12 protein-coding genes and 1 pseudogene are annotated in these 14761 nt (G+C 40.0%); 5 read left to right on the top strand and 8 right to left on the bottom strand.

Annotated elements, in window-relative coordinates:
• The 4 genes and pseudogenes from LACDD01_RS00225 to LACDD01_RS00210 form a co-directional block, all read right to left on the bottom strand.
• Positions 1 to 178: pseudogene (locus tag LACDD01_RS00225) on the bottom strand (50S ribosomal protein L9); the annotation flags it as partial.
• Entirely contained in the window at positions 175 to 2142 is a 1968-nt protein-coding gene (locus tag LACDD01_RS00220) for a DHH family phosphoesterase (RefSeq protein ID WP_061412467.1), read from the bottom strand. The gene LACDD01_RS00220 and the pseudogene LACDD01_RS00225, both read right to left, overlap by 4 nt.
• 60 nt (positions 2143 to 2202) lie before the next feature.
• Positions 2203 to 2862 (bottom strand): HAD family hydrolase, encoded by a 660-nt coding sequence (locus LACDD01_RS00215; RefSeq protein ID WP_061412465.1) that lies wholly within the window; start codon positions 2860 to 2862, stop codon positions 2203 to 2205.
• A gap of 117 nt (positions 2863 to 2979) precedes the next feature.
• Positions 2980 to 4386: a Cof-type HAD-IIB family hydrolase gene (locus LACDD01_RS00210; protein WP_061414102.1), complete on the bottom strand. Its 1407-nt coding sequence runs from the start codon at positions 4384 to 4386 to the stop codon at positions 2980 to 2982.
• A gap of 261 nt (positions 4387 to 4647) precedes the next feature.
• Between LACDD01_RS00210 and LACDD01_RS00205 the strand changes: the two genes are divergently transcribed.
• Positions 4648 to 5613 (top strand): asparaginase, encoded by a 966-nt coding sequence (locus tag LACDD01_RS00205; protein ID WP_019293209.1) that lies wholly within the window; start codon positions 4648 to 4650, stop codon positions 5611 to 5613.
• A gap of 62 nt (positions 5614 to 5675) precedes the next feature.
• On the opposite strand, the gene LACDD01_RS00200 is transcribed toward LACDD01_RS00205, so the two are convergent.
• The 4 genes from LACDD01_RS00200 to LACDD01_RS00185 form a co-directional block, all read right to left on the bottom strand.
• On the bottom strand, positions 5676 to 7247 hold the full coding sequence (locus LACDD01_RS00200) for a zinc ABC transporter substrate-binding protein AdcA (protein WP_061412462.1): 1572 nt from the start codon (positions 7245 to 7247) through the stop codon (positions 5676 to 5678).
• A 171-nt stretch (positions 7248 to 7418) separates the two neighbouring features.
• The gene (locus LACDD01_RS00195; RefSeq protein ID WP_061412459.1) at positions 7419 to 8348 is read right to left on the bottom strand and encodes a DHH family phosphoesterase; all 930 of its coding nucleotides are present in this window, start codon (positions 8346 to 8348) and stop codon (positions 7419 to 7421) included.
• Positions 8349 to 8359: 11 nt separating this feature from the next.
• Positions 8360 to 9640, bottom strand: coding sequence for a DRTGG domain-containing protein (locus LACDD01_RS00190; RefSeq protein WP_061412455.1), 1281 nt, complete (start codon positions 9638 to 9640; stop codon positions 8360 to 8362).
• Complete coding sequence (locus LACDD01_RS00185) at positions 9633 to 10202, bottom strand: GNAT family N-acetyltransferase (protein ID WP_061412452.1); 570 nt, start codon at positions 10200 to 10202, stop codon at positions 9633 to 9635. The genes LACDD01_RS00190 and LACDD01_RS00185 overlap by 8 nt, the downstream gene beginning before the upstream one ends.
• Before the next feature lie 80 nt (positions 10203 to 10282).
• On the opposite strand from LACDD01_RS00185, the gene LACDD01_RS00180 reads away from it, so the two are divergent.
• The 4 genes from LACDD01_RS00180 to menB are packed head-to-tail and all read left to right on the top strand — an operon-like array spanning position 10283 to position 14759.
• Positions 10283 to 11419 carry an isochorismate synthase gene (locus LACDD01_RS00180; protein ID WP_061412448.1) on the top strand — a complete coding sequence of 379 codons (1137 nt, stop codon included), beginning with the start codon at positions 10283 to 10285 and terminating at the stop codon, positions 11417 to 11419.
• Between the two features lie 2 nt (positions 11420 to 11421).
• Positions 11422 to 13068, top strand: a complete 1647-nt coding sequence (gene menD / locus LACDD01_RS00175) for a 2-succinyl-5-enolpyruvyl-6-hydroxy-3-cyclohexene-1-carboxylic-acid synthase (RefSeq protein WP_061412445.1) — start codon at positions 11422 to 11424, stop codon at positions 13066 to 13068.
• Complete coding sequence (gene menH / locus LACDD01_RS00170; protein WP_061412442.1) at positions 13058 to 13885, top strand: 2-succinyl-6-hydroxy-2,4-cyclohexadiene-1-carboxylate synthase; 828 nt, start codon at positions 13058 to 13060, stop codon at positions 13883 to 13885. Before menD ends, menH begins: the two co-directional genes overlap by 11 nt.
• A gap of 31 nt (positions 13886 to 13916) precedes the next feature.
• Complete coding sequence (gene menB / locus LACDD01_RS00165) at positions 13917 to 14759, top strand: 1,4-dihydroxy-2-naphthoyl-CoA synthase (protein WP_003134096.1); 843 nt, start codon at positions 13917 to 13919, stop codon at positions 14757 to 14759.
• Positions 14760 to 14761 lie beyond the last annotated feature (2 nt).

Genomic DNA, 14761 nt, shown 5'->3' with positions numbered 1-14761 from the left:
CAGCTTCTTCTTTTTCTTTAGCTTTTGTTTTACCTTGAAGTTCTGCCACAGCAGCACTTGTTGCAACTTTTGCTAAATTTTTCTTAAGGAGGAAGTTATTTGCATAACCTGTTGGTACTTCTTTGATTTCGCCTTTTTTTCCTTGTCCTTTTACATCTGCTAAAAATACTACTTTCATTGTTCGTTCTCTCTTTCCTTAATTAATGCGATGAGATCCTTTTTGACTTCATCGATATTTCGTTCGTATATTTGTGTTGCAGCGGCATTAAAGTGTCCGCCACCTCCCATGGCTTCCATGATCGTTTGGACGTTATAATCTTTAAATGAACGCGCCGAGATGGAAATATAACCATTTTGATGATTTGTAATCGAGAATGCGGCTTGAACATCTGCCATATCAAGCAAGGTGTCTGCGGCTTTAGCAGTCGCGACATTATCATATTTTTGGTCAGGTTTACCTAAGGCAACCACAACTCCTGGGGCAACATATTCTGAGTTGAGAATAATTTCATTAATTTTTTTATATTTTTCAAACTCAGTAGCCAAAATTCCTTTAATCAGGTTATTGTCAGCACCTTGCGAGCGTAGATAAGCAGCCACTTCAAAAGTACGGGAAGTTGTTGCTTTGGTGAAATGTTTCGTGTCCAACTCAATCCCAGCTAGTGCAATACTAGCATCAGTTACCGTCATTTTCGAGTTATATTCATGAAATTGTAAAAGCTCGACTGCTAACTCACTGGCTGAACTTGCGCTTGATTCAATATAAGAAAGCAAGGCATGCTCAGGGAAATCATCATCTCGACGATGATGGTCAATAACAACCAGTTTACTAAAGGCCTTATAGAAATCAAGACTGAGTGTTTGTGTCGTCTTCGAGTGATCAACCATGATAAGCAAGGAGTTTTCAGTCTTCATATCAAAAGCCGTTTCAAGTTTAATAATATGTGCGAAGCCTTCTTCAGTTTCGTTTACTAGATCAATAGCTCGGCTCACCTCTGGCATCAGTTGCTCCGGATCATAAACCACATAAGCTTCTTTTCCTGACATGTTGACAAAGTTTTTCATCGTAATTGCTGCACCTAAGGCATCCATATCTGGGAAGCGATGCCCGACGATAAAGACATCTTCACTTTCACTGATGATAGTTTGCAATGCTGTTGAGATGGCCCGCGCACGCGTTCTTGATTTTTGAGTACGGCTTTCGGAATTACCACCGAAATAAATTGTTTTGGCTTGCGGTGTGTTCTCCCGAAGGACTGCTTGGTCCCCACCGCGAACTAAGGCTAACTCAAGGTTGTTGAGAGAGGTTTTACCAATACTTGGGAAATCATTCCAGCCATAGGATACCCCCACAGATAAGGTAAGGGGAATCTTGCTTTCAGCTGAATTTTTCCGAAAATCTTTCAGTAAAGAAAACTTATCCTCAATCATTCGGTTCAAAATGCCATAATCACAAAAGAAATAGTAACGGCTGCTTGAGACACGACGCAAATAAACACCGTACTTGCTTGCGAAACTTTCCAAATTGCTGGCAATCAAACTATTAACCTTGGTCCGTTCACTGTCCGCAATCAAATCGGTGACATCATCATAGTTATCAACCGAAATACTTCCAATAACAGCACGACTTTCCTGCAAGCTCTCACGACTGTTAGCCTCAGAAGTTGCATCTGCTAAATAAATAAGATTTTTTTCATCATCTAAGGTGATAAAATATTTTTTCTTCTCAATCGTGAAAAATTGGTTTCTTTCTTCATGATACTTTTGAATAATTGCCTTAACTTCTTCTTTATCAAGGACACGATCATCCCCATGGTAAATCAAATCGATAAAGGGATTGAACCACTCCGGTTCATAGGTCTCTTTATTGTAGCGAATGACACCGATAGGCATATTGTCCAAGGTTGCATTGAGTGAGTTTTCTGCTTCATCATTTATTTTTCTGATGAATTCCACTCTTCTTAAACGATAATTTCGAGCTTGAAGTAAGATGCCGACTGTGATAAGGATGTTCATCAAAAACAGATAGAACACAGCCATCATTCGTGAGCCCGAAAAGATAAGCAAGAAACTTTCCAGAGCTTGCACGATAACCATGACTAACACAATTGTTATTGGTGAAAATCTCTGTACACTTTTCATTTCCTTCTCCTTTTATGCGTCTATTTACACATTGGCTATATTTTTGAATGCGCAAGGCTGTTAGTTTGCTGAAAGACTTTCTAGCTTTTCTTTAACAGCCGTGAGATTGGGGAACCATGCATCTGCTGCAGCCTGATTCATTCCAAAACGCGTATCTTCAATAGCCCAGACTGTAGCTCCAGCTGCCTTACCTGCGGCAATACCTTTTTCGGAATCCTCAATGATTAAGGTTTCCTCAGGCTTTACATTGAGCGCCTTCATGCTCAGCTGATAAATCTCTGGATGCGGTTTGGTTGCTTTCAAGTCATTACCAGAAAGAATCGACTGAAAGTAGGGGCGTAAACCATGTACATTAAGCATTTCGTCAATATCTTGCATGGCCGAACTTGAAGCTAAACCGATTTTATAGTTATCTTTTTCTAAGGCTTCTAAAACGTCCTTAACATCCGGGAAAAGCAATTCTTTGTAAGGAAGTGGATTATTGTCTTTTAGTTTTAAATATGCTGCATGCAGCTTGGCTGCTTCGTCTTGGTCAAAATCTACACCTAAGATTTGCGGCCAGATTTCTCGCATGTTTCCTCCAATAAAATCAGAGTATTTCATATGTTGAATTGAAATATTATGATTGCTAAAGAATTCTTCACGTCTTTGAGCATAGAATTGTTCCGTGTCAACGAGGACACCGTCCATGTCAAAAATTACCGCTTTAAACTTATTCATTTTCACCTAAAACTCCCTAATTGTCTGCTTATATCTGCTTTATTATAACATATTTTGGGGCGGAGTTTGTGACTCTGATGTGAAAACCATAAAAACCGCCTTACAGCGATTTCTTTTTTATTTTTTCTTGTTGTCTTCTTCACGCACACGCGCTTTTCGCAAGGCAATTCTCTTTTGTCTTTCAAGCTCACGCTCTATTTTTCCTTCCGGGGCATATTTTTCTTCCCAATCATCAGGTTTCAAAATTTTATGTGTTTCTGGATCAAAATGGGGTTGCCCATCTGGGAAAATTTTACCCATATTTGCTGCATGGACAAAGTTGAAAATATCATAAGGATCAACACCAGCAAGCACTAAACTTCCATAAGTAAAGTAAAGTAAATCAATCAATGCATCGACTTCACCAATCAGCGGCGCTTCGTCTTTTGCTTTGCGTTTAACCTTGCGGACTGCCTTATCCACATCTGCATGGAGATTTGCTGTCAGTTCGTCAAACTTATCACTATCCCCATTTGCTGAAGCATAGAGAAATTCCACAATTTCTTCGACCTTAAATCCGGCACGATAACCCGCTTCCAGCGGTGGAAAAGCACGCGGAATCTCTTGGCTTCGCCCATCCATCATTTTATGGAATTCTTTTACTTTATTAAAGTTTTGATCACGTGAAATAAAATTATTACTGGTTGAGAAATCAATCAGACCATAATGCGCAAGTGCCTTAGCAATCCCATCATGATTGTTACTTGTCGTGACATGTGTCGCTTTTTGCTTCACAAGATCAGAAGCATTACCCATCGCGATACCATATTCGACATGTGTCAACATTTCTAAATCATTTTCCGAATCACCAAAGGCCATGACTTGATGTTCATTGAAACCATAACGCTCACCAATCATCTTGATACCACGAAGCTTGCCAGAATCACATGGAATCATATCCACAGAGTAGGGATTGCTGCGTGTAATCATCAAATTAGGAAATTCTTTTTCAAGCATTTCCGTTTCTGATTGAGTTGCGACCATCATGACTTGATAAATAGGCTCACGTAAGATATTTAGAAAATTGGACTGTGGAACTACACGACGTACGACATGCTTGAAACTGTTTCGCGCAATGTCCGAAGTGCCTGATGGTAAAATACCTGAAATAATCCCTGCCATCCGTGTTTCACCAAATTTCAAAAGTTTAGAGCCGTTAACACCATGAGCTGCTCCTAAAGAGATATCTCGATGATTATCTTTGGCAAAACGAACGATTTTGCGTAAGGTCCTCTTATCAATCTCTTCTGCATGTAAAACAGCTTTCGGTGTAAAAATGTATTGTCCATTATAAGTTACCGCAAAATCTAAATGAAGTTCCTCCATCAAAGGCAAAGCAAAAGCAGGGCCTCGTCCTGTAGCGATCCCGACTAATATATCTTTACGTTTTAATTCATCGATAGCAACGCGCGTACTCGGAGCCACTGATCTTGTCCCCGTAAAAAGAGTGCCGTCTAAATCGAAAAATACTGCTTTTATATCCATTTCCATGCCTTATACTCATAAATTCTTCATGTGTCTATTGCTTATCGGCTAAATTTAACCCTTCGTTAAGCTTTCTTATCCTATTAATTATACAGGTTTTTTTTCAAAATTCCACGAATAATGGCTGTTCCCAAAATTTAAAATGCCACTCTTTTTAATTATTTTCTAAATGGTTGAGGACTTAGCTTCGTCGCTGTTTATTCCCTCCTATAATATGCTATAATAAATTTACTTTATTGACGTTTGAAAGGAAATTGACTAATGAAAAAGATTTTAGTGTTGCATACTGGAGGGACCATTTCTATGGCGGAAGATGCCAGTGGTCGCGTGGCGCCAAACGCGGTTAACCCTATGAATTCGGTAGATATGCACCTTGATTCGATTCACATGGTCGCTGAAGATATTTTTAACCTTCCTAGTCCGCACATCACCCCAAAAGAAATGCTCTTGATCAAAAAACGTATCAACAGAGCTTTCGACCAAGAAGAATTTGACGGTGTTGTCATCACTCACGGCACGGATACACTTGAAGAAACAGCCTTCTTTTTGGATTCAACAATTCCACGTGGTATGCCAATTGTATTGACAGGCGCAATGCGCTCAAGCAACGAATTAGGAACAGATGGTATCTATAATTTCCTCAGCGCACTCCGTGTTGCTGCTGATGATGCTTCTCATGATCGCGGTGTTCTTGTAGTGATGAATGATGAAATTCATTCAGCACGATATGTAACAAAAACACATACGACCAATGTTTCGACTTTCCAGACACCAACGCACGGACCAGTTGGCTTAGCCACAAAGCACAAACTCTTCTATTTCCATACTGATGGCGAAAATCAACATCTTGATATTTCTTCTGTTAAAGGAAAAGTCCCGATTGTTAAAGCTTATGCCGGAATGACCGGTGAAGTCTTTGACTTATTTGATTTGAGTAGTTTAGATGGCCTGGTTATTGAAGCGTTGGGAGCAGGTAATCTCCCCCCTACAGCCGCACAAAAATTAATGAATATTATCAAGCTTGGTATTCCTGTGGTACTCGTTTCCCGTTGTTTCAATGGTATAGCGGAACCAGTCTATGCCTATGAAGGTGGTGGTTCTAAGCTGGCAGAAGCTGGTGTGATGTTTGCACCTGAAGTAAATTCTCAAAAAGCACGCATCAAACTCTTGATCGGCTTGAATGGTGGCTTGGAAGGGCACGCACTTAAGAAGTTTGTCGAAAATTAAAAAAACAGCCGAGACAAGTTCTCGGCTGTTTTTTTCTCAATCTAAGTTCCAAAATATATAGTTTAATGAGCAATCATTTCTTGTGCTATTTCTTGTGGTGATAAATCACTTGGATAAAATGTTGGCCAATTTTCAAGCTCCTCAAGTACTTTTTCCTGACTATCTGAACCATAAAAAATATGGAAATGTGCTGCCTTCATCGGTGAAATCGCATGATCACTAAACTGTACATATTTGAACTCGCCAGCATTATTATCATCGGTTTCAAAAAGATACCTCACTCCACGATTACCTTTTTCGTAATTTAAAATTTTAAATCCTTTGTACTCATAGTGATATTTATGCTTTACATTATTTTTCGTAAAGGTCATTGTATGACTATCAATCAAAATATTACTCACATCACTCTCATATCCCTTTGCATAGTACTTCTTATATGCAGAAGGCGTCTTATCTCCCTTAATTTTTGATTTATAATCAAATACTTGATCTAAAGTACCATTTTGGAGTAAAGGGTACACTGACTGCCAATTTCCTGCATAGTCAGTCAATGAACGATCTTTGACATCAGTATCCGAAAAATATCCATTTTCTACATTTTTTTCACTTTCAGGAGAGTGTTCTGCTTTTATTTCTTTACCTTTAACAGAGGTCGTTTTCTTAAGGGATTCCAAATTCTCCTCCATTACAGAGATATAGTTTTCCCCCTCCTTAATTTGTTTTGCTGTAAGACTTTCTAATGGATTTAGAACAGCCATTTTTACTTTGGCTTCACTCGCTAAAGTTTTTGCGAATTTATTGTTTGAATTATTTTCAAAATAAATATATTCTATGCCATTATTCTCTACATATTTTTTTAATTCCGCTAAGCGTGCGGCAGAAGGTTCTTGTTCAGGATTAAGTCCTGATATGGGAATTTGTTTTAACCCATAGTCTAGAGCTAAGTAACGAAAAGCTGCGTGCTGGGTTACAAAACTTTTCTGATTTGCATTTTTTAATTCTGAACTAAATTTTTCATCCAATTTTTTTAACTTACTTAGATATTTTGCAGAATTAGTTCCAAATGTCTTAGCTTTTTGTGGGTATAGTTTTTTCAGCTGCTTCTCAATCACTTCAACTTCTTTTATTGCCATTTTAGGAGATAACCATGTATGTGGGTCATAATCATGATGATGCCCTTCTTCCTCATGGTTATGCTCATGCTCTTCTTCCATTCCAGGAAGTAAAAGAAGTCCTTGAGTTCCTTCAATAATTTTGGGGTTATCCTTCTTCCATGAAGCTTTAGATTTATTGACCCATGTTTCCATATTTTCATTATGGTACACAAAGACATCTGAGTTGCTAATTGTTGTCATATCTTTTGCTGAGGGTTCATAATCATGTGGCTCAGCCCCTGCCGGAACTAGCAGCTTAACTTCACCTTCATCTCCCACAATATTCTTTGTAAATTCATAGACGGGATAAAAGCTCGTAACAATAGACAGTTTTTCGCCATTTGTGTTTGTTGTGGCTTTATTTTGAGTTGTGTGACAAGCAGTGAGCAAGCTGAGTGATACGACTCCTAATAAAGCAACTCCTATTTTTTTCTTATGATTAAACGCTCTTTTTTTCTTTTCCTTATAAAATATTACCACCTAAAATCTCCTTTTTAGTTTGCTTTTTAGTTTACCGGTTAAGTATATCTTATTCTTTTCATTATGTCAACCAGTTAACTAATTTTTGAATTTTGTGCTAAAAAAAAACAGCTGAAGGAGCCTTTTCCTTCAGCTGTTTTTTTATAAAAGTTTTTTAACAAAGTACTTCTACTATTTCTTCTCCAAATTATCTTGTAACTCCTGCCAAATTTGCTCATTTTCTTCCAAAGAATATGAGTTAGCGCCGGAAGCTAAAGCATGTCCACCTCCATCGTGCTTTTTAGCAATTTCGTTGATAGGTACGGTTTTTGAACGCATCCGTACACGATAATGTCCGTCTGCTTGTTCCACAAAAATCGCCCATGATTGTACATCGCGGATACTTCCTGGAGTGCCAACGATACTTGATGTTTCGGCATCCCGTAAATTGAATTTTTCCAAAACCTCTTTACTTAAAAGCACACGTCCTGCACCATTTTCGGAAATTTCAAGATTTTCGTAAACATATCCTTGCAAACGCGCGACTTTCATATCAAATGAGGTCATTTCTCGCCCTAATGCTGGACGGTCAAAGTCAAACTCTGCAAGCTTACTTGCTAAATAAAAGGTTTGAGCTGAGGTTGCTGGATATAGGAAACGTCCAGTATCACCAACAATCCCTCCATAAAGAAGGCGCGCTGCTTCTTCATTCAAAGCTAGCCCATGGTTCAATGCAAAATCTGTGATAATCTCGGAAGCCGAACTGCGATCTGGCTCAACCAGACGTAAATCTCCGTAAGCATCATCATTTGGATGGTGGTCTATTTTAATGACATAGTCTGCTTGCATCCATCTGTCATCATCAATCCGTGGTGTATTTGCTGTATCACAGACGATACTAAGGTATCTTGTCCCCGACTCCAGCTCCACCTGATCCATCTCAGCCAAATAAGTAAGTGTTGGTTCATCATAACCCACAGCATAAATTTTCTTTTCGGGGAAATTTGCTCTTAAAATGGCACGCAAACCGCACTGAGAGCCTAGCGCATCTGGATCTGGATTTTTATGACGATGAATGAGAATCGTGTCGTATTCTTTGATTTTTGTAAGTATTTCTTTCATTATTTTTTTCCTTATGTAATTTGTAGATTCACAACTGCTTTGGCGATGATATTGTTGACATAATAAATTTCAATATCTACAACCGCGCCTAACCGGGTATCGTTGATGACTTTAGGATAAATTTCCAAGAGATTATCAATCGCGACCGTGCCCATCACGTTGAGATTCATTGACTCTAGGATAACATTTCTGCGCCGTCTTTTGTCAAGCGTTCTTTGAACGACGATTGCGACAATCTCACTCAGAGCAGCACTTGAAATATTTCCGACATTATTGACCATGAGCGGTTCAACCATCACAGTATATGCAGAGCCTTTTTCACTGATCTTACTGGACATGTCTTCACTAAAGGTATGTGTCACTTGGCTTTCTTCTTGGCTTCTTTGAAGACTTTCTAGCACTTCAGACTTGGTCACCACACCAGCATAGGTGTAATCCTTATTCACGATCGGCATGATGTCATAACCTTCATGAATCATCTTTTGTGAAATGCTCGCCACCGTCATTTTTTGCTTGGCAACAGCGGGGTAGTTCATTAGTTTGTTAATCTGCGTGTCCAGACTTTTATGGGCGATATCACGCATACTGACCACGCCAACAACCACACGATGTGGATTAACTACTACAAAACGACTTAAATTTGTCCGCTTCATTAGTTCCATAAAGTCTTTTACCGTATCTTCTTCACGTAATGCAGGGCGATGATCGTGGGAAATTTCAGCTACTGTGATGATATCTTTTTTTATTAATTCATTTGCTAAAGCATGACTGATACGATTTGCAACTGTAAAGGTGTCGTAAGTCGCGCGCATAAGCGGAATCCCCATCTCATTTGCATAATCAATAACATCCTGATCAACATCGAAACCACCTGTAACAAGCACAGCACTTTGACCATGCAGAGCCATACTCTGAATGTCTTTACGGTCACCGACAATCATCAAACTGTTTTTCATCAAAAACTTTTTCACACTTTCCGGCTGCATGGCACCGATGGAAAAACGACTAAATTCAACCTCAAGTCCAGCATGTCCACCCAAGATTTCAGCACTGGCAATTTCAGCAATTTTTCCGAAAGTCAACTTATGGTTACGTTTTTGTACTTTCACCGATACTCGAACAGTACCTGAGCGGTCATTTACAGCAACTAAACCACGATTTTCTGCTTCTTTAATGGCCCGATAAGCTGTGCCATCTGCCACTTTTAAACGATTAGCGATACTACGGACACTTACTTGCTTACCAATGTCAAGTTTTTCTATATAATTAAGAATTTCTTCGTGTTTAGACATGAGATACTCCTAAGACTTGATTTCCTTTTTTAATAGCAAACTCCTCAAATTCAGAGATGCGTCCTTTATTGTATTGTGTGCTACCTTTAAAACGGCCAATTCGCTTATAGCCTACTTTTTGAGCCACCCGTATCGAGCTGAGATTTTCCCAATCACAATTAAGCACAAGTTGCTTCAGTCCAATCTCTTTAAGACAAACTTGGGTTACAGAAGCGAGCACTTCAGTCATCAGACCTTGATTCCAATATTTTTTGTGAAGTACATAGGATAATTCTGCTGTACCCTTTTGCTCAACCAGCTTTGAAAACTGAATCAAACCAATCATTTTTTGCTCTGATTTTAGTTCGATTGCCCATTTACCTAAGGGTTCTTTCATGAAATGATTGGCTATGACAAAGCTGGTATGTGCAAGATTTGGATGGGGATTAAAGACAAATTGAAGATTACTTGCATCAGAGCTATATTCAAACATATCGGCTGCATCAGACATGACAAAAGGGCGAAGCCATAGCCTGTTGGTTTCAATCTTTTGGTGTTCCGCAAGTTTTACATTGATATTCATTCTCACTGTTCCAGATTCTTATTTTTAATAAGCCTATTATATCACGTTACTTCTGCTATCTGTGATATAATTTCATTACTATGAACTATAGACGGATAAATCTCAAATTAGAGCACCCGCTTGCCTTTTGGTCTGCTTTCCCTGACCCTAGTGAGCGTTTTTTTTGGTACGATAGCCAAAAGCAAACTTTGATTATTGCCAGTCAACGCTTGCAAGCTGTGCAAGAACAAGATATCGCAAACTATCCTTACGTTTTTTACAGCCAGAGTTTTTTTGATGAAGTAAATGATGAGCTTTGGCAAGATTTCGGAAACGAGATTGTCGCTTTTAAGCATTACTTTGTACAAACACCTACAGAGTCTTATGTTTTGTCCTGTGATTCTCTCCCAGAAATTACGGACGAAAAGGGAAGTAAACTGTCCAACAGCTATACAGAAGAAGCTTCGGATTATCAAGAATGGCAAAGTCTTTACCAAAAGTTACAGGAAAATATTGCGCATGGCAAAACAATCAAAATCGTAGCTTCTCGTCAAATTAAATTTACGAGTGAGCAGACTTTTAAGATTGAGCCAATTCTTGAGCGGTTGATAGAAAATAACCCTTCAGCTTTTATTTTTGCTTATCATAAAGCTGGTAAAACATTTCTTGGTGCTTCACCTGAAATTTTGGTCCAGAAAGAAGGTAATCATATTCTGAGCTATGCTTTAGCTGGAACCGTTCCCCGTTCCCTCGCTCATGGCGACACTCGCTTACTTCAAGACCCGAAAAATCTTCATGAACACCAAATTGTTGTCCAAAAGATTAAGGACAAGATGTTAGAGAAGTCACCCCATGTTCAGATAGGGAAAACGGGGATAATGGCTTTGAAGAATGTCTTTCATCTTCGAACACTCTTATCGACGGTTGATACGTCCCATTCCTTAATTGATTGGGCCAAGCACCTTCATCCTACACCAGCACTGGGCGGACAACCTAGTAAAGCGGCGCTTGACTTCCTCCGTGCCAATGAAAAACATGAACGCGGACTTTATGCGGCACCTTTAGGTCTAATCGATGCTCAAGGAGATGGAACACTCATCGTCGCCATTCGTTCAGCACTATTTGATGGGAAAACATGTTACGCCTATGCCGGTTGCGGCATTGTTGCCGCTTCAGACTGTCAAGCTGAATTTGATGAAACAAAGATAAAATTAAAAACAATACTCGAGGCACTTTAAAAATGAACAATGAATATTTAGCACCACTTGTTGATGAATTTTTCAATCTAGGCGTACGTGAAGCTGTATTTAGCCCGGGTTCACGTTCAACAGCTCTTGCCATGCTTTTTGAAGAGTACGGCAAATATGACACTTATGTCAATATTGATGAGCGCTCGGCTGCTTTTTTTGCCCTTGGTATAGCCAAAGCTCAACAACGTCCGGTAGTTCTTATCTGTACTTCTGGTTCTGCTGCTGCTCACTATCTCCCCGCCATTACTGAAGCGAAACACAGTCGTGTACCTCTGATTATTTTGAGCGCGGATCGGCCCAATGACTTGCAATTTGTGGGCGCTGCACAAACTGTAAATCAGGCGGATTACTTTGGCAAATTCGTTAACCATTATGAAGAGTTAAGTCATCCCAATGCTAATAATTTCTGGACTTATCCACGTAAGGTCGCACAACGTGCCTATATGGCATCTACCAATGTTCCCGCTGCTGCCGTACAAATCAATGTGCCTATCGGTGAGCCTTTGATTCCAGAACTCAACCCGGAACATTACCAAAAAGGTCACAAGCCTTTCTCTCTCAGTCAAGGGAAAATTCAGCCGCAGCTTGTTCCTGAATTAAGCGGCAATGTGATTATTCTCGCAGGACCTGATAGTAACTCGGATTATCAAAAAGCACTTTTAGACCTGTCAGAAAAGATTCACGCACCTATCTTGGCAGATCCTTTGTCTAATTTACGTAATTTTAGTCATCCCAATATTATTGATGCTTATGATGCTTTTCTCACACATCCAGAGATCCTCAGCACACTTAAAGTTAACTGTTTCCTTCAGTTTGGTCAAATTCCTGTATCAAAACGCGTTTTACAATTAATTGCTCGCAATCCTGAGGCAGAATATATCCAAGTTGATTCGGCACTTGATTATCGCAATCCAAGTCAAACCACGACACAGGTTATTCAGGCTGAACCAGCACTTTTTTGTGAAGCAGTTCAACCTTCAACTTCTGGTAAAAGGGCACTCAAGCAGTGGCAAGACTATCAGCACTCCATGCGCCAAAAACTCGATACAGTTAAAGATGAAACTGCACCTTTTGAAGGACGTTATGTTCAAAGTCTGCAAGACCTTCTTCCGGAACAAGCACAGCTTCTGATTTCTAACTCGATGGCCATACGCGATGTTGATTACTTTTGGCGCAGTCGTCAAGCCACTGTTCGTCTTTTAGGAAACCGCGGTACCAATGGTATTGACGGACAAGAGTCAACCGCGTTAGGTATATCTACGAGCGGACAACCTACGGTCCTCTTAACCGGTGATCTCTCTATGCTTCACGATATCAATGGCTTAATCGTAGGCAAAACCCATCAGCTCAACTTGACTATCGTCCTTTTCAACAATGACGGTGGCGGAATCTTCCACCATTTGGCGCAAAAGGGGCAACCACATTTTGACTATCTGTTCTCAACGCCACACGGTTTAGATTTTGGAGGCTTAGCACAATTGGTGGGGCTAGATTATCATCTCGTGGGAGATTATCAGGACTTTGAAAGACAATTCAGTCAAAGCTTTACTCAAACAGGTATTCATCTTCTGGAAATAAAAACAGACAAGGATGTGAGCTTAGACTTGCACAAAAAATATACGACTTATGCTATTTGAAGATAAATATATCCAGATTGATTCCCTTACCTTTCATGTCAGGATACATGGTCAAGGTAAGCCCCTTTTAGCCTTACATGGTTTTAGCCAGTCTGCTTCGACTTGGGATGCTTTAGATATATCAGGCTACCAAATCTTTGCTTTAGACCTTGTGGGACATGGAAAGTCCAGCAAGCCGGAACAACTTGATGCTTACCGTTTGGCAAGCATTTGTGCGCAGCTCCGACAAATCATTCAAAACCTTTTTCAAGAAAAAAGCTACAGCTTATTGGGCTATTCCATGGGTGGACGGATTGCACTGCAATTTGCACTGAACTTTCCTGAACAGCCCATTGAACAACTTATCATTGAATCAGCTGCCCCTGGCATAGCTGACAGTAATCAACGTGAAAAACGTCTCCAAGCTGATCTTCACTTGGCTGAACAAATCGAGGAAAATGGTGCTGTCTGGTTTGCAAATTATTGGGGCGCACTTCCCATCTTCAAAAGTCAACAAAATCTTTCTCAGGAAGAGCAATATAAAATTTGGTCCAGTCGCGCCCTAAGTGCACCTCATGCCCTGGCCCAAACTTTACGCGCTACCAGCCAAGGAAAGCTTCCAGACATTTCAGAGAAGCTCCCAGATTTAAACTTACCCCTAATCTATATCACTGGAGCTCTGGATCAAAAATATAAACGAATCGCTGAACAAATCGGTACTTATCCAAAAGCGCAAAGTCTGATTGTGGAGGGCGCAGGGCATAATGTACATCTGGAACTACCTCAACATTTTAATTTAATCTTAAAGACACATTTGCATGACTCAGCCATGCTATAATGAATAAATAAACAAAAAAAGGAGACAAATTATGTCAAAATATAACTGGCTTGCTTTAGACCGCAAGTACGAAGATGTCATTTACGAAACTTATAACGGTATTGCGAAAATTACGATCAATCGTCCTGAAGTACGTAATGCGTTTCGCCCTAAAACAGTGGTAGAACTTATTGATGCCTTTACTGTAGCGCGTGATGACACTTCGATTGGTGTCATTGTTTTGACAGGTGCTAATCACGGCCAAGGCGAAGACAAAGAAGCTTTCTGTTCTGGCGGCGACCAAAAAGTCCGTGGCGACGGTGGCTATGTTGGTGAAGATCAAATCCCTCGTCTTAACGTCTTAGACTTGCAACACTTGATCCGTATCACACCAAAACCTGTTATTGCTATGGTCAACGGTTTTGCTATCGGTGGTGGGCACGTTCTCCACATCGTTTGTGACTTAACGATTGCTTCTGAAAATGCTAAGTTTGGTCAAACAGGCCCACGTGTTGGTTCTTTTGATGCTGGTTATGGTGCTGGACTCTTGGCTGCTATGGTTGGTCAAAAGAAAGCACGTGAAATCTGGTTCCTCTGCCGTCAATACACTGCACAAGAAGCAATGGATATGGGCATGGTAAACACTGTTGTACCTTTTGATCAACTTGAAGACGAAACAGTTAAATGGGCCGAAGAAATGCTTGCCTTGTCACCAATGGCACTTCGTATGCTTAAAGGCTCAATGAATGCTGCAACTGATGGACTTGCTGGCTTGCAACAATTTGCTGGTGATGCAACGCTCATGTACTACCTCAGTGATGAAGCCAAAGAAGGGCGCGATGCTTTCAAAGAAAAACGCAAACCTGACTTTGATCAATTCCCTAAATTCCCATAAGC

The organism is Lactococcus sp. DD01 (assembly GCF_001578715.1).
Taxonomy (GTDB): Bacteria; Bacillota; Bacilli; order Lactobacillales; family Streptococcaceae; genus Lactococcus; species Lactococcus petauri.
The sequence above is the reverse complement of the archived record's forward strand: the minus strand, read 5'-3'. Positions and strand labels throughout refer to the sequence as shown.

Coding starts and splice junctions, on each gene's coding strand:
- LACDD01_RS00220 (WP_061412467.1), bottom strand. CDS start 2,142: ATGAAAAGTGTACAGAGATTTTCACCAATAACAATTGTGTTAGTCATG.
- LACDD01_RS00215 (WP_061412465.1), bottom strand. CDS start 2,862: ATGAATAAGTTTAAAGCGGTAATTTTTGACATGGACGGTGTCCTCGTT.
- LACDD01_RS00210 (WP_061414102.1), bottom strand. CDS start 4,386: ATGGATATAAAAGCAGTATTTTTCGATTTAGACGGCACTCTTTTTACG.
- LACDD01_RS00205 (WP_019293209.1), top strand. CDS start 4,648: ATGAAAAAGATTTTAGTGTTGCATACTGGAGGGACCATTTCTATGGCG.
- LACDD01_RS00195 (WP_061412459.1), bottom strand. CDS start 8,348: ATGAAAGAAATACTTACAAAAATCAAAGAATACGACACGATTCTCATT.
- LACDD01_RS00190 (WP_061412455.1), bottom strand. CDS start 9,640: ATGTCTAAACACGAAGAAATTCTTAATTATATAGAAAAACTTGACATT.
- LACDD01_RS00185 (WP_061412452.1), bottom strand. CDS start 10,202: ATGAATATCAATGTAAAACTTGCGGAACACCAAAAGATTGAAACCAAC.
- LACDD01_RS00180 (WP_061412448.1), top strand. CDS start 10,283: ATGAACTATAGACGGATAAATCTCAAATTAGAGCACCCGCTTGCCTTT.
- menD (WP_061412445.1), top strand. CDS start 11,422: ATGAACAATGAATATTTAGCACCACTTGTTGATGAATTTTTCAATCTA.
- menH (WP_061412442.1), top strand. CDS start 13,058: ATGCTATTTGAAGATAAATATATCCAGATTGATTCCCTTACCTTTCAT.
- menB (WP_003134096.1), top strand. CDS start 13,917: ATGTCAAAATATAACTGGCTTGCTTTAGACCGCAAGTACGAAGATGTC.